Below are 16,734 nucleotides of genomic sequence, written 5' to 3'. Positions count from 1 at the left end.
TTTTTTCTTCAACCGAATCCAAGGAACCCATCATGATGCAACATCAATTCCAGCTGTCCACCCCGCTCGCCTTTGCCGACGTGGCCCGTATCGTCGATACGCTGTGCGCCCTGCCCGGTGTCCATGCCATCGACGCCGTGCCGGGCACGCGCGAACTGAGCGTGCACGCCGACGAAATGGCGATCTCGCGCCAGGCCATTTCCGAGGCCGCGGCCCGCGCCGGCTTTGCCGAGATCCAGGGAGGCGCGCGCAACGGCGGCTGCTGCGGCGGCTGCTGCAGCTGAAAAGCGGGCCGGCCATGCCGAAACCGATGCCTCCGGCCCCTGGCACCACGGCGCAGCGCACCCGCGCGCTGCTGGCGGCTGCGATGGCCGCGCCGGTGCTGTTCCAGCTGGCCCTGCATGGCCTGGCGCCGCTGTTGCCATTCAGGCATGCGGGGTCACTCGGGCTGGTAGTGGCATACGCCGCCTCCGGCGCCGCCGCCGTGGCGGGCTGCATGCTGGTTGCACGTCTCGAAGCCGTACGCGGCACGCGGACCGGCCCCAAGCCGGCGCCGCGGGACTGAAGGGAGGGATTACAGGACGGTGACGAAGCGGCCGGTCGCCGGCCGCTCACGCGGCGCCTTGGCGGCGCCGCCGGTGCCGAAACCGATGAAACAGATGGCCTGCTCGTGCGGCAGCAGGCACAGCAGGCGCCGCATGGCGACAGACTCCATCGCCAGGCCGCTCGCCAGGCCGCTCGCGAAGCCCTGCGCCTCGGCGGCCAGCAGCATGTTCTGGACCGCGCAGCCGAGCGATACCAGCTTCTCCGCCACCGGGACCGTCGTCGCGCCGGCCGGGTCGTCCACCATCACGGCGGCGACCAGGCACGGAGCGTGGAAAGCCTTCTCGTAGGCGGCGGCGCGCGCCGCCTCGTCGGCGCCGGGGTCGCGCTGCGCCAGCGCCTCGGCAAACGCGCGGCCGAGGTCCGGCCGCCGCTCCGGCGAAATCAGGATGAAACGCCAGGGCAGCAGGACGCCGTGGTCCGGGGCCTGGGCGGCGGCTGCGAAGATCCGCTCCAGCGCGGCGTCGTCCGGGCCTGGGGCGAGCAGGCGCCGCAGCGACACCTGCCGGCGTCCGGCCAGGCAAGACCATAGTTTGTCCATCATGATGCGATTCCTGTCGAAAGTAGCATGGCGCCACCCGGCCATTATGCGCGCGCGCGGGCAAGGCTTCCCTACTACCGAATGACTAGGCGCGCTAGCCCATCGTGCCGACAGCCTCCAGTTGCTCCGGTCCCTACAATTGGCAGGCCGGACGATGGCCGCAACAACGCAGCACGCCGGCCTCTTTCCGCATTTTCGATTGGACCGTCATGCAGATTCAAGTGAAATTTTTTGCCAGCCTCCGCGAGGCCCTCGGTGTGTCCGCCGATTCCGTCCACCTGCCTGGCGACAGCGGCAACGCCGCCGACGTGCTGGCGGCGCTGCGCGCCCGGGGCGGCGCCTGGATCGAGGCCCTGGCCGAGGAACGCAGTTTCCGGGTGGCCGTCGACCAGTGCATGGCCACCACCGCCAGCGCCGTGCGGCATGGTTCCGAAGTGGCGTTCTTTCCTCCGGTGACGGGCGGCTGAGATGGCGGTACGTGTCCAGACCGGGGACTTCGACGTCTCCGCCGAACTGGCCCGCCTGCGCGCCGGCCATCGTGACACGGGCGCCGTGGTCGCCTTTGTGGGTACGGTGCGCGAACTCAGCGGCTGCGGCGGCGTCTCGGCGCTCGAACTGGAATACTATCCGGGCATGACCGAAGCGGCTCTGCAGGACATCGCCGCCGAGGCGGGACAACGCTGGTCTCTCATCGACGTCGCCATCGTGCACCGCGTCGGCCTGCTGGGTGCGAGCGAACAGATCGTGCTGGCGGCCGTCGCTGCCCGCCATCGCGGCGACGCCTTCGCCGCCTGCGAGTTCGTGATGGATATCCTCAAGACCCGGGCGCCTTTCTGGAAGAAAGAGACCACGCCCGGCGGCATGCGCTGGGTCGACGCCCGTGCAAGCGACGACGCGGCCGCCGCCAGATGGGCGCTGCAATGACCATTCGCGCCCCCATGCTGCGTGCGTGCCGCCGCGCCCTGCTTTCCGCGCTCCTCGTTTCCTGCGCGGCCGGATGGGCGCCGGGCGCCGGCGCGGCCCAGGTGCAGGTGGCGGTCGCCGCCAATTTCACCGCGCCGATGAAGGAGATCGCCGCCGTGTTCGAGCGCGACACCGGTCACCGCGCCGTTCTTTCCTTCGGCGCCAGCGGCAAGTTCTATGCGCAGGTGAGGAACGGCGCGCCCTTCGAGGTGCTGCTGGCTGCCGACGACCAGATTCCGGCGCGGCTGGAAGCGGACGGCCTGGCGCTCAAGGGCACCCGTTTTACCTACGCAGTCGGCCGGCTGGTGCTGTGGTCGGCGAAACCGGGCTTTGTGGACGCCGGGGGACTGGTGCTCAGGCGACCCGGCCTTGCCCACCTTGCGATCGCCAATCCGCGCACCGCCCCCTACGGCGCAGCCGCGCTCGAGGTGCTGGAAAAGCTCGGCCTGGCGCGCGCGCTCGGCCCGAAACTGGTGCAAGGCGAGAATATCGCCCAGGCCCACCAGTTCGTCAGCACCGGCAACGCCGAACTCGGATTCGTCGCCGTGTCCCAGGTCTACCGCGATGGAAAACTAACCGGTGGCTCGGGCTGGATCGTGCCCGCCACACTGCACAAGCCGATCCGCCAGGACGCCGTCCTGCTCATCCGCGCCGGCGCCAATCCCGCCGCGCTGGCCCTCACCCGCTACCTGGCTTCGGACAAGGCCAGGGCCATCATGCGTTCCTACGGCTACGCGCACTGAACCATGCCGGACCTGCTCGCTTGACTCGGCTGCAGCTCGAACGCGCGCGCGGACGAAGTGGCGCGCCAGGAATGCCAGCCGCAAGGGGGGGCTTCCCCGCAAGCCGGCCTGCCGCGGACACGGCACCTGTCGCTAAAGATCTCTCAAGAAATTGACCTAAGTTATTTTCTTGAATGCGAATCATTCTCATTATGTGCTATGATCTTTCCATCAGGACTTATCTTCGTGGAGTACATCATGCCGAGCCCCCGCCTTCCCCTGCCCTCGTTTCGCCGCACCGCACTCGCCCTGGGCCTGAGCGCCCTCTACGCCGGAGCGGGAGCCGAGCCCCTGCCCGCCTTCATTCCCAGCGTGGTGGTGACGGCGGCAGGCTTCGAACAGAACGTCAGGCAGGCGCCCGCCTCGATCACGGTGCTGACCCGTGAGATGCTGGCGCAGGAGCGCTTCGGCAACCTGACCCAGGCGCTCGAAAGCGTGGAAGGAATCGACGTCGGCGCGGCCAGCGACAAGACGGGGGGCATGAACATCAGCGTGCGTGGCATGCCGAGCGACTACACGCTCATCCTGATCGACGGCAAGCGCCAGAATGCGGCAGGCAATGTCGCGCCGAACGGTTTTGGCGGCACCCAGACCAGCTTCATGCCGCCGCTGGGGGCGATCGAACGGATCGAGATCATCCGCGGCCCCATGTCCACCCTGTACGGCTCGGACGCAATGGGCGGGGTCGTCAACATCATCACGCGCAAGGTCGGCAGGAAGTGGACGGCGGCCCTTAGCGCCGATTACACGGCCCAGGAACAGGCCAGCTTCGGCGACCAGCGCTCGGCCAAATTCCACCTGAGCGGTCCTGTGCGGACTGACCTGCTGGGCCTGGCGCTGCGCGGCAGCGTGTCGCGGCGCAACGCCGCGGATATCCGCTACACAACCCAGGCCGGCCTTGAGGCGAAACCGGTAATGGGGGCCAATCCGGTCGCGTCCGAGCTCGGGAACCTGGGCGCGCGCCTGGCCTTCACGCCGCACCCCGATCACACCATCGTGCTCGATGCCGATGCCAGCCGCCAGACCTACGACAATGCGCGCGGACAGCTCGGCACGCTGGGCCTGAAAGGCGGCTACGGCCCCGAGCAGGAGTACCGGCGCGACCAGCTCAGCGCGTCCTGGCGTGCCCGCCTGGACGCCGGCACGCTGGACACGACGTTCATGCGCAACCGCACCGAAACCCTGGGCCGCACCATCCCGCCGGGCACGCCAGGCGCAGTGGCCGGCAGCGCGCGTACGCTCGAGGCCGAAAGCCGGGTGCTCGATGCCAAGCTGCTCCTTCCCCTGGGCGAGCACCTTGCCACCATCGGCGCCCAGTGGTGGGATGCGTCGATGCGCGACGGAGTGGCGCCGAATCCGTTCGCATTCACGCAAAAGGCGCTGTTCGCGGAAGACGAATGGCGCCTGCACGACAGCTTCTCGCTCACCCTCGGCGCCCGCTACGACCGCCACAGCGTGTTCGGCGGCGAGCTCAGCCCGCGCGTCTACGGCGTATGGAACGCGGCGCCGCACTGGACCGTCAAGGGTGGCGTCAGCAAGGGCTACAAGACGCCACGCGTCGAGCAGCTCACGCCGGGAATCAACGGCTTCGGCGGACAAGGGACGATTCCCCTGGTTGGCAGCCCGGGACTGCAGCCCGAGACCAGCGTCAGTACCGAGCTGGGATTCTTCTTCGACAACCATGCAGGCATGACTGCCAATGCAAGCCTGTTCAATAATGCATTCCGGGACAAGATCACGAGCGGCACCGGCCTGCTCAACTGCAGCTATGCGCCCGCGCCCCAGCGTCCGGGCTGCGTCAGCTTCGGCAACTGGCCGAACGTCGACGCATTCGGCCAATCGGTCAACGTCGACAAGGCGGTCACGCGCGGCCTCGAGCTCGGCGCCCGGTTCCCGCTCGGCGAGGCGCTGTCGGCGACGGCCAATTACACCTATACGGACAGCGAGCAGAAAAGCGGCAGCAACGCCGGCAAGCCCCTGACCGATACCCCGCGCCACGCCGTCAACGCGCGTCTGCAATGGAAGGTCTCGCCCGCGTGGAAACACTGGTTGCGCACCGAGTACCGGAGCGAACGTTTCCGCGACCCGGGCAGCTCGGCCGAGACCCGCGCCGCCAAGGCGGCACTGGGCGACTACCGCGGCTACACGATGCTGCACCTGGGCAGCAGCTACAGGCTGAGCCGCAATGTGTCGATCAACGCGGCGCTCTACAACCTGCTGAACAAACACTTCGTCGACTACCAGGCCTACCGCACAAGCCCGACGGCAGCATTCACCTATGCGAACCGCTTCGTGAACAGTCTGGAGGGACGGCGACTGTGGGTGTCGCTGAACGTGGAGGTATAGGGCGCCGGCCAGGCGGCGCAAGGACGCTGGTCGGGTCTTGCATGGCAGTGCCGATGCGGCTTGCACCTTCAGTCTATGAGGTTTTTGACTTACATCAAATAAATTTTTCTGGCAAGCGTAGAAACTGATGGTCATCAATACCTAGTCGAGAAATGTGATGAAATCCTGCCGCTCTGTCGCCGCCGATCCCCAGGCACTGTGCACTGTCCTGCGCCATGCACGACACGCCTTGTGCCAGCGCGTCGCCCGGGCCGCGGCGACGCCGGACCGGATGTTTGCCGCCGATTTCCCTGCACTGGTCGTCGCGGTCGAGGACGGATTCCGGCGCGAAGAGCTGACCATGGAGGCGCTCGGCATTCCGGGGCTGCGCGAGCGCAGGGAGCACAACGCCCTCATCCTGAGCGCCTTGCACCATGTGTCACCGGCGGTCGAGCGCGGCTGTCCGGAGACCGGGCGCGAGGTCGTCAGCGCACTGCGCGACCTGCTCAACCTGCACCGCCACGCCGCCGACCTGGTGCTGGCCGTATCCGCCCTGCAGCAGCGCACCCGGGTACGCGCGCCGAACGGGATCAGGAGAGCGGCGGCCCGGCGCGGCATTGCCGCCTGAGCGGCAAAGGTTTACCGGATTCCAGAGACCGCGCCCCCGCAGCATTCCTCGCTGCAACGTTGTCATGGCTGCTGTGCCTAGGCCGAATTGCCTAGGCCTGCTAGTTCCTCATGCCCATTCGAATGCTTGCCCACGGCAAGTAAAATCGATTCCATCATCTGCCGTACTGCTTCGCACCGAAGACAGATTCGGCATGTCGCTCCCGACGCCCGGCCAATCCAGTTGTTAGACATGGCGTGCTCCGGGTTCATCCATTGACCTATGCTCAGACGACGGCCCTGCCATGAACGCTATTAATTTCGCTGAATTGAAAGCCCTGCAAAGCCAGCCGACGCCAAAGACCAGTTGCGCGAACTGCAGCATGCATGCCTTGTGTCTGCCCATGGGACTCGAACCCTCGGACGTCGAAAAACTGGATCAAGTCATCGGCAGGCGCCGTCGTGTGAAACGCGATGAGTTCCTCTACAAACGAAATGATCCGTTTCGCAACCTTTACGCCATCCGCTTCGGCCACGTGAAAACCTACCACGTCAATGCCGCGGGCGACGCCCAGATTACGGGGTTCCAGATGGCAGGCGACCTGCTCGGCATGGACGCCATCAGTGGCGCCCACCATTGCGATGCCGTCGCCCTGGAGGACAGCGAAGTATGCGAGATTCCCTTCGCCCGACTCGAGGGACTATTCAGCGAGGTGCCGGCACTCCTGCGCCACTTTCACCGCACCATGAGCCAGGAAATCATGCGGGAGCAAAACGTCATGCTCCTTCTGGGCAACATGCGCGCCGAGCAGCGATTCGCTGTGTTCCTTGTGAACCTGGCTTCGCGGTATGCGATGCGCGGATATGCGTCAACCTGCCTGCAACTGCGCATGAGCCGCGAGGAGATCGGCAACTATCTCGGCCTGACGATCGAAAGTATCAGCCGGCTGCTGTCGAGGTTCAAGTCGCTTGGCCTGCTCCAGGTGGACAAGCGCGAGATTCGCCTGCTCGATCTCGCGCAACTGAAGTCGCTGGCTGCCGGGATGGACAGCAGCAACTAACTGGATTGTTCCCTTGACGCGCGCACGCGCAGCCGCACTGGTAAAACGACGCCCGTTGCCAGCAGCCCTGCTGCCGGAACGAGCAGGATCGCCAGGCTTACGCGGCCGCGAACGCATGAACGAGCCGATTGAACGCCGCCGGGTTCGTCACGTTCATCCCATGCGATGCCCTGCCAACGACAAAGCGGTCGGCGCGCCCGATCCACGCCGCGAGCTTCTCCACATTCTCCCGGTACATGCGCGGACTCCGTTCCCCCTCGATCAGCAGGGTCCGGCACGTGACGTCGGCGGCGGCGGCGCGCGAATACGCTGGCAAGGGATCCTGAAACTGCTTCGGCAAGGTCGATGCGTTATCGATCGCCATCCGCCGGAACGACCCGGGGCTGCGTTTCCAGATACCCGGCATGCTGACCGAGTCGACGAACATCTGCAGGCCCTGCTCCACTGCCCCGCTGTCGATCAGGCCAGCCACCTTCGAACGCAGGGTATGCACCGATGGCGGCAAATCCGCGTCCGGCAGGCCGTCGGCGTGCAATGGACCGCCGGGATCCGCAAGCGTCAGGGTTTTCACGAGGCCGGGATACTCGCGCGCCAGGTGAAAAGCAACGCATCCGCCACGCGAATGGCCGACGAGATGCACGGGACCGACGTTCATGGCGGCGATGAACTCGGCCAGCTCCACGACATGCCGCCACCAATTGAATTCCGGCTGCAGCCTGGCCTCGTTGCCCGGCCAGTAGTGGCTGAGGCTGAGCGAGACGCAGTGGAAATGCTGCGCCAGGAACTTCAGTTGACTGTCCCAGTAGCGGTAGTCGCACAGCGAGCCGTGTACGAACACCATGGTTTCCCCGCTGCCCTTCGCCACATACGGTACCTGGACGCCGGAAGGGATGGCAGCGAAGCCCAGTTCCGGCGCCGCAAAGATGGATGGATCGGTTCGTGCATTCATGGATAGCCTCCTTGCCTTCACTATGCACGAGACAGAACCTTAAGAAAATCGCATAATACTGAAACTAACCATTAGGTTTTCTGATACCTATGCGCGCACTCGACCTGGATGTCCTTGCAATGATCGTGGCGGTCGCCGATACCGGCACCATCAGCCGCGCAGCGGAAGTGGTTCACCGTTCCCAATCGGCGGTGAGCATGCAGATAAAGACGCTCGAAGCCGCGCTCGGCAAGCCACTGTTCGTGCGCAGGGCGCGCAGCGTGACGCCGACGCAGGACGGCGAAGTGCTGCTGAGCTACGCACGGCGCATGCTCGCACTGCGCGAAGAAGCCTGGGCGGCGGTCGTGCGTCCGGACGTCACAGGCCGTGTGGTGATTGGTGTGCCGGACGACTATGCCTCCTCGCTGCTGCCGCCGATCCTCAAGAAGTTTTCCGCCACCTACCCAAAAGTGGAGATCCAGGTGGTCGGCCTGCCCAGCGTCGCACTGGCACCGCTGGTCAAGGATGGGGCGGTCGACCTGGCATGCGCGACGCGCGTCAAGGGGCTGTCGGGCGAGTTCGTGCGATTCGAGCCGATGGTCTGGGCCGCGTCACCCACCGCGCAGGACATCTGGCGCGAGCAGCCCTTGCCGATCGCCGTCTTCCTGCCCGGCAGCGTGGCGCGCGAGAACGCCATCCGCAGCCTCGAGCGGGCGAACATCCCTTACCGGACGTCCTACGAAAGCCCGAGCCTGATGGGACTGCTCAGCATGGTCGAGGCCGGGCTTGCGGTCGCACCACTGGCGCGCTGCGCTGTCCCTGCGCACCTGAACCTGCTGGGGCAGGCCCAGGGCCTGCCCGAAATCAAACCGCTTGAAATGATCCTGGCGCGCAGCAGCAAGTCGAAACGGCCGCCGTGCGACTTCCTGGCAGAGAAGATCATGTCCGAACTCCAGCGCTAGCGCTTCATCCATGCGTGGCTCAACATGTTCTCGAGGAGATCGGTGTAGGACCAGCCGACCGCCCGGGCTGCGATCGCGCACAGGTTGTCCTGGTCGTCCCGCCCCAGTCGGCCTGCCCCGGTCATGTTGGGTTTTGCATTGACGTCGAAGATCTGGAACACCCCGTTCGCATCGGCACGGCAGTCGATCCTTACCGGTGCCAGCGCGCCTGTACGAGCAAATGCGGCGACGCAGGCGTCCATGACCGCCCGCACCGGGGCCTGGGCGCATTCCCCGGCGGTGAGCGCGGCGCTGTTGTTCGTTACGGCCACTGTCCCGTTATACGGAGCGATCCCGTCATCATGGTGAAAGCGCCGGACCGGAGGAAGCGCCAGCGGTCGCGGGCAATCCCCTCCCGCGACCCGGGCGCCTGGAAGTACGGTGACCGTGACTTCCTCGCCGTCGAGGAATGCTTCCACCATGAGCTGGTCGCCGTACTGGCCCGATTCCAGCAGCGACGCTGCGGCCTTCTGCAAGGCATCGAGGTCGCTGACCCGCGACACGCCCTGGCTTCCCCGTCCACGCACGGGTTTGACGACGAGGGGAAACGCGAGGCCGCGTCGGTCCAGAAAACTGGAGGACAGCTGCGCCAGCGTGGCGGCGCCTGCCGTTTCACGCTTCGCCACCAGGACCGATGGCACGACGGGCAGTCCGGCGGCAAGTAGCATTCGATTGGTCGCGAACTTGTCGTCCACGGCCTCCTGGCACCCCGGAGTTTGCCCCACGATCCACGCGTCGGCGAGATAAGGCTCGATCGGATGGCCCGTGAACAGCACGGTATTGGCCCAGAGTATGTCTGCTCCCGCGTCACGCGCAGCGCGCAGGCCGTCGTCGGTATCGGGGAATACCCAGTCGAGGGGCACCCCGGTGTCTGGCCGGGAGTTCGGCGTCAGCACCTGGAAACCGGCGCGGCGCAGGTTGAATGCGATATCCGCACCGCTGTCGGAGTAGCCACCCGGCTTGGGCGCCTTGCGCACGCCTGCGATGACAGGCGGCGGCAAGGCCTGGTAGAGAACAGCCACGCGCTTGCCGGCCGCATTATCGATCACCGATACACCCATGCTTCATCTCGTCCATCCCAGGGCGAAGCGTCCATCGCCACGCCCTGCCTGCCCTCAGCGCACGCCCGCAGCTGCCAGCGCCGTCATGTTGACAATGCGGCGCACCGTCGCGCTCGGGCTGAGGATGTGCACCGGCTTGGCCGCGCCGAGCAGGATCGGCCCCACCGTGACACCCTTGCCGGCAGCGACCTTGAGCACGTTGAACAGGATGTTGGCCGCGTCGAGCGAAGGCATCACCAGCAGGTTGGCGCTGCCGCCAAAGCCCCCTTCCCGCTCGATATCGTAGAGCGCGCGGATGTCTTCCGACAGCGCGGCGTCGCCGTGCACCTCGCCGATCACGGCCAGCTCGGGCGCGCTCTGCGCCAGCAGCCGGCGCGCCTCGCGCATGCGGCGCGCCGAGGGCCGCTCGGACGAACCCTGCGAGGAATGCGACAGCAGGGCGACCTTCGGCTCCAGGCCGAACTGGCGCAGTTCGGCGGCCGCCAGGCGCGCGATCGCCGCCAGCTCCTGGGCGCTCGGCTGGTCGTTCACGTAGGTGTCGGTGATGAACAGGGTCAGCTTGTCGAGCACCAGCGCGTTCATCGCCGCCATCACCTCTGCCCCGGGCGCCAGGCCGATTTCGTTCTGCACGTGGACCAGGTGGCTGTCGTAGCTGCCGCGCATGCCGCAGATCAGGGCGTCGACCTCCCCTGCCTTGAGCAGCGCCGCACCTTGCAGGGTGGTGTCGCCATCGCTGCCAACCAGGGTGTAGTCGACGTCGCGCTTGAGGCGCAGTCCCGCTTCCTTCATCGCACGCTCGATCGCCGTGGCCTGGCCGATCAGCACCGGGTGGGCCAGTCCTTCATCGACGACGGTCTGCACCGCCCGCAGCACGCGCGGGTCGTCGCCTTCGGCATAGGCAAGCTTGCGCAGCGTGGCCCTGGCCTTGGCGAACACCGGCTTCATGAAGAAGCCCGTGTGGTAGATCATCTGGGCAAGGCGTTCGCGGTAGGCGTCCATGTCGTCGATCGGGCGGCTGGCGACACCCGAGGCTGCGGCTGCCTCGGCCACGCGCGGTGCGATCGCAGCCAGCAGGCGCGGGTCGAAGGGTTTCGGGATGATGTAGTCGGGCCCGAACGACAGGTCTTGTCCGGCATAGGCGGAAGCCACGACATCGCTCGCTTCGGCTTCGGCCAGTTCCGCGATCGCCGTCACGCAGGCCAGCTTCATCTCGTCGGTGATGCGGGTGGCGCCGCAGTCCAGCGCGCCGCGGAAGATGTATGGGAAGCACAGCACGTTGTTGACCTGGTTCGGGTAGTCCGAACGGCCGGTGGCGACGATGCAGTCGGGGCGCGCGGCCTTGGCCACTTCCGGGCGGATTTCCGGTTCCGGATTCGCCAGTGCCAGGATCACCGGCTGCGGCGCCATGGTCTTGACCATGTCGCCGGTCAGCACGCCGGCGGTCGAGCAGCCCAGGAACACGTCGGCGCCGGCCACGATGTCGGCCAGGGTCCGGGCCTCGGTTGCCTGCGCGTAGCGCGCCTTGTTGGCTTCCATGCTGGCTTCGCGGCCCTGCCAGATCACGCCCTTGGAATCGGTGACGAAGATGTTCTCGCGCTTCACGCCCAGCACGACCATCATGTCGAGGCAGGCGATCGCCGCGGCGCCGGCGCCGGACGCCGCCAGCTTGATGTCGCGGATGTCCTTGCCGACCACCTTGAGGGCATTGAGCAGCGCGGCGCTGGAGATGATGGCGGTGCCGTGCTGGTCGTCGTGGAAGACCGGGATGTTCATGCGCTCGCGCAGCTGCTTCTCGATATAGAAGCACTCCGGCGCCTTGATGTCTTCCAGGTTGATGCCGCCCACCGTCGGCTCGAGCATCGCAATGGCATCGACCAGCTTGTCCGGATCGTTCTCCGCCAGTTCCAGATCGAATACGTCGACGCCGGCAAATTTCTTGAACAGGCAGCCCTTGCCTTCCATGACCGGCTTCGAGGCCAGCGGGCCGATATTGCCCAGGCCCAGCACGGCGGTGCCGTTGCTGATCACCGCCACCAGGTTGCCGCGCGAGGTATAGTCCGCGGCGGTGCCGGGGTCGGCCGCGATCTCCTCGCACGCATAGGCGACGCCCGGCGAGTAGGCCAGCGACAGGTCGCGCTGGTTCGACAAGGGCTTGGTGGCGACGACCTCGATCTTGCCGCGGGTCGGACTGCGGTGGTATTCAAGGGCGTCGGCGCGCAATTGGGTGTCGCGGGATTCGTTCAGATTGCTTTCGGTGCTCAATGCGGTCTCCTTTGTGTACGGCCTTGCAGCGTTCCGGCGCAGCCCTACTGCCCTACTGGCAAGGCGCCGGCAAAAATAGTCGTTGGTTGAAGTGACAAGGGAAGTCTATCAGTTCGCTGCTGAAGCCATGGGGCGCCCTTGGTTCCTTGACGCTCGGGTTCTCTGGCGACAAGCCGCCGGCGAGTGCGCAGCCCTGCTGCGCGATAAGGATCCTGGTCGACCTGGCATTTCAGCGAGCCGCGCCAGGAATCGAAAAGCCGTTGGGCATTCGAGCGAACGATCGAGGGCTTACCACTGGCTCACCATTGAAACGCAACGGCTCAAGCCTTCAGTTGTCTCGCTTTGCCCGACCCGTCTCCGGCGCCAGAAAAGGCTCTGCAGCGAATAGTTCTTCCATCCACTGCGCGAACACACGCAGTCTCGGCAGGGCGCGCCGCCCCTTCGGGTACACCATGGAAATCGGCATCGAGGCGCTCGGGCAGGCCGCAAGCACCTCGACGAGCGCGCCGCACGCCAGGTGTTCGCTCACCATATACCTCGCGGCCTGGATGATGCCGATGCCCTGCAAGCCGCAGGCCACATAGGCGTCGGCATCGTTGACAGCGACGGCGCCGCGCACATGGCGCTTCACCTGCCGCCCCTCGACCATGAAGTCCCAGTCGAACGGTCGTCCGGTGCGGCCCGAGAAATGGACGACACCACGATGGAGGTCGAGTTCTTCGATCGAGCGCGGCATGCCGTGCTGCGCCAGGTAAGCTGGCGTGGCGCAGGTGATGAAGCGCATGCTGCCGACCGTGCGCGCAAGCATGGACGAGTCTTCGAGGTCCCCTACGCGCAGCGCGCAATCGATGCCTTCGCGCGTCAGGTCGACGAGCCGGTCGGATAGTCCGACGACCAGTTCGACGCCCGGATGGCTCGCGTGGAACTGGCCCAGGTGAGGCACGACCACCCGGCGTCCCAGGGCAGCGGGCAACTCGATCCGCAGGCGTCCCTGCACTGTCCCTTCCGTACCGCGAAAGCGGCTTTCAGCCGTTTCGACTGCGGCCAGGATTTCCCGGCAGTGCTGGTAGAACTCGGCGCCGTCGGTCGTCAGTGACAGCGCGCGCGTCGTTCGCTGCAGAAGCTGGGTGCCGAGATAGGCCTCCAGGTTCTGCATCGTTGCAGTCAAGGATGCGCGAGGCAGGTTCAGCGCCTCGGCAGCGCGTGAAAAACTGTTCGCCTCGACGATGCGCACGAATGTCGCCATTGCCTTGAGCCGATCCATGACACCCTCCATTGTTCATATAAAGTGAATTGTATAGGAGGTTAAACAGGGGATTATCTTTACAAATAAAGTCTCTACCATGGCGGCATACCATTGATAGGGAGCTGTGATGACAACGAAGACACCAAGGGGCGCAGACATATCGCCCCGTATGATCAGCCTGTTGGCACTCGCCACCGGCCTCATTGTCGCCAACCTGTATTACGCCCAGACCTTGATCGGACCGATCAGCGCTGCAACCGGTCTGTCGCCGGACGCTGCCGGGCTGATCGTCACCCTGACCCAGGTCGGCTACGCCCTGGGACTGCTGTTCATCGTTCCGCTGGGCGACCTGGTGGAAAATCGCAAGCTGGTCCTGGTCTTGCTGGCGGCGACAGCGGCGATGCTCGCTGCGGCTGCCTTCAGCACCAGTGCCTGGCTGTTCCTGGCCACCTCCCTGGGTATCGGACTCGGTTCGGTGGCCGCGCAAGTGCTGGTGCCCTTCGCCGCCCACCTGTCGGCCGAACGGACACGCGGCCAGAACGTGGGCAAGGTTGTCAGTGGCCTTCTGCTCGGGATCATGCTGGCGCGGCCGGCGGCCAGCCTGGTTGCCGATCATTTCAGCTGGCATGCCGTGTACGGCGGCGCTGCCGTGCTGGTCACGGCCCTTGCGTTCGCATTGCGGACCTTCCTGCCGCAGCGACAACCTGGTGCGCCCCTGCCCTACGGCCGCGTGATCGCTTCGATGTGGCAGCTGCTCGTGAGCACGCCCGTGCTGCGCCGGCGCGCCGCCTACCATGCGTGCATGTTCGCATCCTTCAGCCTGTTCTGGACCGTCACTCCCCTGATGCTGGCCGGACCGGCCTTCGGCTTGTCGCAGACGGAGATCGCCGTGTTTGCCCTGGTCGGGATGGCGGGCGCGGTGGCGTCGCCGGTGGCGGGGCGCCTGGCAGACCGGGGCCACACCCTGGTTGCCACCGCGGCTGCCCTGTTGCTTGGCGTGGCCAGCTTCGCGCTGCCGATGGTGGTACCCGGCTCACGCGCGCTGGCCCTCGGCACGCTGGTGCTGGCATCGATCATCCTCGACATGGGCGTGGCAGCCAACCTCGTACTGAGCCAGCGCGCCATCTTCGCGCTCGGCGACAGTGTGCGCAGCCGCCTGAACGGGATCTTCTTTGCCCTGTTCTTCGCCGGTGGCGCGACCGGCTCGGCGCTGGGCACCTGGGTGTTCGCCCACCAGGGCTGGAACGCGGCATTGCTGGCCGGGATGGCGTTTCCGGCCGTGGCACTGGCGGCCTGGGTGGGCGAATGGGCAGGCGAACGTCGGAGCTGCCATGCACAGGTGCCGTCCGGGCGTCCTATAAGAAAATGATGCAACGTAGCTCGGCTGCGCTACCTGCTCAGCTATGTGTATGTCAGGAGCCAGTGGGTCAACCACCATGCTCTCCTCGACAGGTTCACGCGCGTGGAGGGCGGCGCGCTGTGGGCGAACCTGCACCTGCTGCTCTGGATGTCGCTGATCCCCTACGTAACTGCGTGGGCCGGCGAGAACCCGTCGGCGCCGGTCCCGCCAGCGGCGTAACCGCGTCATCCTGCTGGGGTCGCCCTTTTCCTGGGCTAGCCTTGCCAATGTTGTGCGGGGCAGGATGAATCCCGATGGCCGCGTACGGCATCCGCTGGGCAACACAGCAACTTGAAATCATGGGCCTCGCACCTATATAGCAATATTGAGCGCCTGGTCTGCAAGCCTTGTATGAATTCGATGCTGTTTTTTGACTACGAGACCACGGGCCTCGTTCCCGCCCGCGAACGTCCGACCCAGTTTGCGTGCGTACGTACCGACATGAACCTGGACATCGTCGGCAGGTCCACGACGCTGTACTGCAAGCCGGTGCCCGACCATCTGTTCGATCCGGGCGCCTCTCTGGCAACCGGGATCACACCGCAGACATGCGCCGAAGCGGGCCTGCCGGAGCTGCAGTTCGTGCGCGACGTGTATCGTGAACTCGGCACTCCCGGCACGATCGGCGCCGGCTACAACTCGGTCGCGTTCGACGATGAGGTCACACGCTTTATGCTGTGGCGCAACCTGATGGACCCGTACGAGCGCGAATGGAAAAACGATTGCAGCCGGTGGGACGTGATGATGGTGGTGCGCGCCACCTACGCACTACGGCCGGACACGATGGAATGGCCGCGCGAAGACGATGGCAGGGTCTCGTTCGCCCTGGACCGCTTAAGTAGCGCAAACCAGCTGCTGCATGAGTCGGCGCACGATGCGCTGTCCGACGTGTACGCCACGATCGCGCTGGCCCGCCTTGTCATGGAACGCCAGCCTCGCCTGTACGCGCACTGCCTGGCAATGCGCAACAAGAACCTGGCGATGCAGGAGATGGACCTGGAGCGGCGTCAGCCATTCATCCATGTCGGCTACGGCGCTGCCGCGACGGCGGGCGTGCGCATCATGCTTCCCCTCGCTGCACATCCCACCAATCGCAACGAAGTCATCGCATGGGATCTGGCGCACGACCCGCGCGAGCTGCTCGATATGGACGCGGAGACCGCCCGCAAGCGCCTGTTTACGCGGGTCAAGGACCGGCCGGAGGGCTTCCGGCGCCTGCCGCTGGACAGCATTGCCGCGAACCAGTCGCCCGCGGTGTTCGCGAACCTCGACGTCGTATCAGGCCAGCGGGCGGCTGATCTCGGGCTGGATGTCGATGCGGCGATGGAAAACGCCGCCACGATGGCGCGCGTGCTGCAGGCGGTGAGCGTAGACAGGCTGTTGCAGGTGGTCTTCGCCCGTGACAGCCTGGACGGCGAGGCCGATGCCGAGGTGGCGCTGTATGCGGGCTTGCTGGGCGGTACCGACCGCCGCACGCTGGACCAGCTTCGCACTCTCGATCCACGCGAGCTCCGCGCCGCCCGGCCGGAGTTTGACGATTCCCGGCTCACCACGCTGTGGTTGCGCTACAAGGCGCGTCACTTTCCGGACGCGCTGTCGCCAAGGGAGCGCGACAAATGGGAGGAACATCGCTTCGACAAGCTGGTCAGGGGCACTGACGGCAGCCGCACGGTGGCCATGGTGCGGGAAGACGTTGTGCGCTACCGGCGTGCCCTGATGGCGTCGAGCGATCTCACCGACCCGGGAGACCTGCAGCTACTGGACGACGTGCTGGCCCACGCGAACGGCATCGCCGCGGAAATCGACCCTTACGAGACCGTTGCGCAGCCGCAGCCCGACCCGGCACCGGCACTGGCAACGGTTTCTCCGCTCCCGGTGCAGCCGGACATGTTTGGCGGCGCCGGCGACGCTGCCATGTCGCCGCGACGTCGCGCCATTGCGCGTCGCGCCTGACAG

Annotated in this window: 17 protein-coding genes; 12 read left to right on the top strand and 5 right to left on the bottom strand. The window is 66.1% G+C overall.

The features are described from left to right. Window positions 1-32 precede the first annotated feature (32 nt). Together LE190_RS06230 and LE190_RS06225 are read left to right on the top strand one after the other, a co-directional pair. Window positions 33-284 (top strand): hypothetical protein, encoded by a 252-nt coding sequence (locus tag LE190_RS06230; RefSeq protein WP_225237864.1) that lies wholly within the window; start codon window positions 33-35, stop codon window positions 282-284. A gap of 14 nt (window positions 285-298) precedes the next feature. Continuing rightward, complete coding sequence (locus LE190_RS06225; protein WP_225237863.1) at window positions 299-565, top strand: hypothetical protein; 267 nt, start codon at window positions 299-301, stop codon at window positions 563-565. A 9-nt stretch (window positions 566-574) separates the two neighbouring features. On the opposite strand, the gene LE190_RS06220 is transcribed toward LE190_RS06225, so the two are convergent. After that, on the bottom strand, window positions 575-1,147 hold the full coding sequence (locus tag LE190_RS06220; RefSeq protein ID WP_225237862.1) for a nitroreductase family protein: 573 nt from the start codon (window positions 1,145-1,147) through the stop codon (window positions 575-577). 206 nt (window positions 1,148-1,353) lie between these two features. Between LE190_RS06220 and moaD the strand changes: the two genes are divergently transcribed. The 6 genes from moaD to fnr all read left to right on the top strand — a co-directional run bounded on the left by moaD (window position 1,354) and on the right by fnr (window position 6,881). Continuing rightward, window positions 1,354-1,611 carry a molybdopterin converting factor subunit 1 gene (gene moaD / locus LE190_RS06215; protein WP_225237861.1) on the top strand — a complete coding sequence of 86 codons (258 nt, stop codon included), beginning with the start codon at window positions 1,354-1,356 and terminating at the stop codon, window positions 1,609-1,611. Window position 1,612: 1 nt separating this feature from the next. Next, entirely contained in the window at window positions 1,613-2,068 is a 456-nt protein-coding gene (locus tag LE190_RS06210) for a molybdenum cofactor biosynthesis protein MoaE (RefSeq protein ID WP_225237860.1), read from the top strand. After that, the gene (gene modA / locus LE190_RS06205; protein ID WP_225237859.1) at window positions 2,065-2,850 is read left to right on the top strand and encodes a molybdate ABC transporter substrate-binding protein; all 786 of its coding nucleotides are present in this window, start codon (window positions 2,065-2,067) and stop codon (window positions 2,848-2,850) included. The genes LE190_RS06210 and modA overlap by 4 nt, the downstream gene beginning before the upstream one ends. 237 nt (window positions 2,851-3,087) lie before the next feature. Next, window positions 3,088-5,235 carry a TonB-dependent receptor domain-containing protein gene (locus LE190_RS06200; RefSeq protein ID WP_225237858.1) on the top strand — a complete coding sequence of 716 codons (2,148 nt, stop codon included), beginning with the start codon at window positions 3,088-3,090 and terminating at the stop codon, window positions 5,233-5,235. Window positions 5,236-5,389: 154 nt separating this feature from the next. Then, window positions 5,390-5,842: a hemerythrin domain-containing protein gene (locus tag LE190_RS06195; RefSeq protein ID WP_225237857.1), complete on the top strand. Its 453-nt coding sequence runs from the start codon at window positions 5,390-5,392 to the stop codon at window positions 5,840-5,842. Between the two features lie 283 nt (window positions 5,843-6,125). Beyond that, entirely contained in the window at window positions 6,126-6,881 is a 756-nt protein-coding gene (gene fnr / locus LE190_RS06190; protein WP_225237856.1) for a fumarate/nitrate reduction transcriptional regulator Fnr, read from the top strand. A gap of 97 nt (window positions 6,882-6,978) precedes the next feature. On the opposite strand, the gene LE190_RS06185 is transcribed toward fnr, so the two are convergent. After that, complete coding sequence (locus tag LE190_RS06185) at window positions 6,979-7,830, bottom strand: alpha/beta fold hydrolase (RefSeq protein ID WP_225237855.1); 852 nt, start codon at window positions 7,828-7,830, stop codon at window positions 6,979-6,981. Window positions 7,831-7,919: 89 nt separating this feature from the next. Between LE190_RS06185 and LE190_RS06180 the strand changes: the two genes are divergently transcribed. Continuing rightward, the gene (locus LE190_RS06180; protein WP_225237854.1) at window positions 7,920-8,771 is read left to right on the top strand and encodes a LysR substrate-binding domain-containing protein; all 852 of its coding nucleotides are present in this window, start codon (window positions 7,920-7,922) and stop codon (window positions 8,769-8,771) included. Here the strand turns inward: LE190_RS06180 and LE190_RS06175 are convergent. The 3 genes from LE190_RS06175 to LE190_RS06165 all read right to left on the bottom strand — a co-directional run bounded on the left by LE190_RS06175 (window position 8,768) and on the right by LE190_RS06165 (window position 13,397). After that, window positions 8,768-9,871, bottom strand: coding sequence for a D-alanine--D-alanine ligase family protein (locus LE190_RS06175; RefSeq protein WP_225237853.1), 1,104 nt, complete (start codon window positions 9,869-9,871; stop codon window positions 8,768-8,770). The two genes, LE190_RS06180 and LE190_RS06175, sit on opposite strands and share 4 nt — an antisense overlap. Before the next feature lie 54 nt (window positions 9,872-9,925). Further along, window positions 9,926-12,133, bottom strand: a complete 2,208-nt coding sequence (locus LE190_RS06170; RefSeq protein WP_225237852.1) for an NADP-dependent malic enzyme — start codon at window positions 12,131-12,133, stop codon at window positions 9,926-9,928. 328 nt (window positions 12,134-12,461) lie between these two features. After that, a complete protein-coding gene (locus LE190_RS06165) occupies window positions 12,462-13,397 on the bottom strand; it encodes a LysR family transcriptional regulator (RefSeq protein WP_225237851.1) in 936 nt (311 codons plus the stop codon). Between the two features lie 151 nt (window positions 13,398-13,548). Here LE190_RS06165 and LE190_RS06160 point away from each other — a divergent pair, with 151 nt between their 5' ends. The 3 genes from LE190_RS06160 to sbcB all read left to right on the top strand — a co-directional run bounded on the left by LE190_RS06160 (window position 13,549) and on the right by sbcB (window position 16,731). Continuing rightward, the gene (locus LE190_RS06160) at window positions 13,549-14,748 is read left to right on the top strand and encodes an MFS transporter (RefSeq protein WP_225237850.1); all 1,200 of its coding nucleotides are present in this window, start codon (window positions 13,549-13,551) and stop codon (window positions 14,746-14,748) included. A gap of 15 nt (window positions 14,749-14,763) precedes the next feature. Then, window positions 14,764-14,958 (top strand): TMEM175 family protein, encoded by a 195-nt coding sequence (locus tag LE190_RS06155; RefSeq protein WP_225238066.1) that lies wholly within the window; start codon window positions 14,764-14,766, stop codon window positions 14,956-14,958. A 171-nt stretch (window positions 14,959-15,129) separates the two neighbouring features. Then, the gene (gene sbcB / locus LE190_RS06150) at window positions 15,130-16,731 is read left to right on the top strand and encodes an exodeoxyribonuclease I (protein ID WP_225237849.1); all 1,602 of its coding nucleotides are present in this window, start codon (window positions 15,130-15,132) and stop codon (window positions 16,729-16,731) included. Window positions 16,732-16,734 lie beyond the last annotated feature (3 nt).

This window comes from Massilia hydrophila (genome assembly GCF_020208145.1).
Classification (GTDB): domain Bacteria; phylum Pseudomonadota; class Gammaproteobacteria; order Burkholderiales; family Burkholderiaceae_D; genus Telluria; species Telluria hydrophila.
The sequence above is the reverse complement of the archived record's forward strand: the minus strand, read 5'-3'. Positions and strand labels throughout refer to the sequence as shown.

Bases quoted from the DNA above. Each gene is read 5' to 3' on its own strand.
- LE190_RS06180 (WP_225237854.1), top strand. From the start codon at position 7,920: ATGCGCGCACTCGACCTGGATGTCCTTGCAATGATCGTGGCGGTCGCC.
- modA (WP_225237859.1), top strand. From the start codon at position 2,065: ATGACCATTCGCGCCCCCATGCTGCGTGCGTGCCGCCGCGCCCTGCTT.
- LE190_RS06160 (WP_225237850.1), top strand. From the start codon at position 13,549: ATGATCAGCCTGTTGGCACTCGCCACCGGCCTCATTGTCGCCAACCTG.
- LE190_RS06220 (WP_225237862.1), bottom strand. From the start codon at position 1,147: ATGATGGACAAACTATGGTCTTGCCTGGCCGGACGCCGGCAGGTGTCG.
- LE190_RS06210 (WP_225237860.1), top strand. From the start codon at position 1,613: ATGGCGGTACGTGTCCAGACCGGGGACTTCGACGTCTCCGCCGAACTG.
- LE190_RS06225 (WP_225237863.1), top strand. From the start codon at position 299: ATGCCGAAACCGATGCCTCCGGCCCCTGGCACCACGGCGCAGCGCACC.
- sbcB (WP_225237849.1), top strand. From the start codon at position 15,130: ATGAATTCGATGCTGTTTTTTGACTACGAGACCACGGGCCTCGTTCCC.
- LE190_RS06200 (WP_225237858.1), top strand. From the start codon at position 3,088: ATGCCGAGCCCCCGCCTTCCCCTGCCCTCGTTTCGCCGCACCGCACTC.
- moaD (WP_225237861.1), top strand. From the start codon at position 1,354: ATGCAGATTCAAGTGAAATTTTTTGCCAGCCTCCGCGAGGCCCTCGGT.
- LE190_RS06185 (WP_225237855.1), bottom strand. From the start codon at position 7,830: ATGAATGCACGAACCGATCCATCCATCTTTGCGGCGCCGGAACTGGGC.
- LE190_RS06175 (WP_225237853.1), bottom strand. From the start codon at position 9,871: ATGGGTGTATCGGTGATCGATAATGCGGCCGGCAAGCGCGTGGCTGTT.
- LE190_RS06165 (WP_225237851.1), bottom strand. From the start codon at position 13,397: ATGGATCGGCTCAAGGCAATGGCGACATTCGTGCGCATCGTCGAGGCG.
- LE190_RS06230 (WP_225237864.1), top strand. From the start codon at position 33: ATGATGCAACATCAATTCCAGCTGTCCACCCCGCTCGCCTTTGCCGAC.
- fnr (WP_225237856.1), top strand. From the start codon at position 6,126: ATGAACGCTATTAATTTCGCTGAATTGAAAGCCCTGCAAAGCCAGCCG.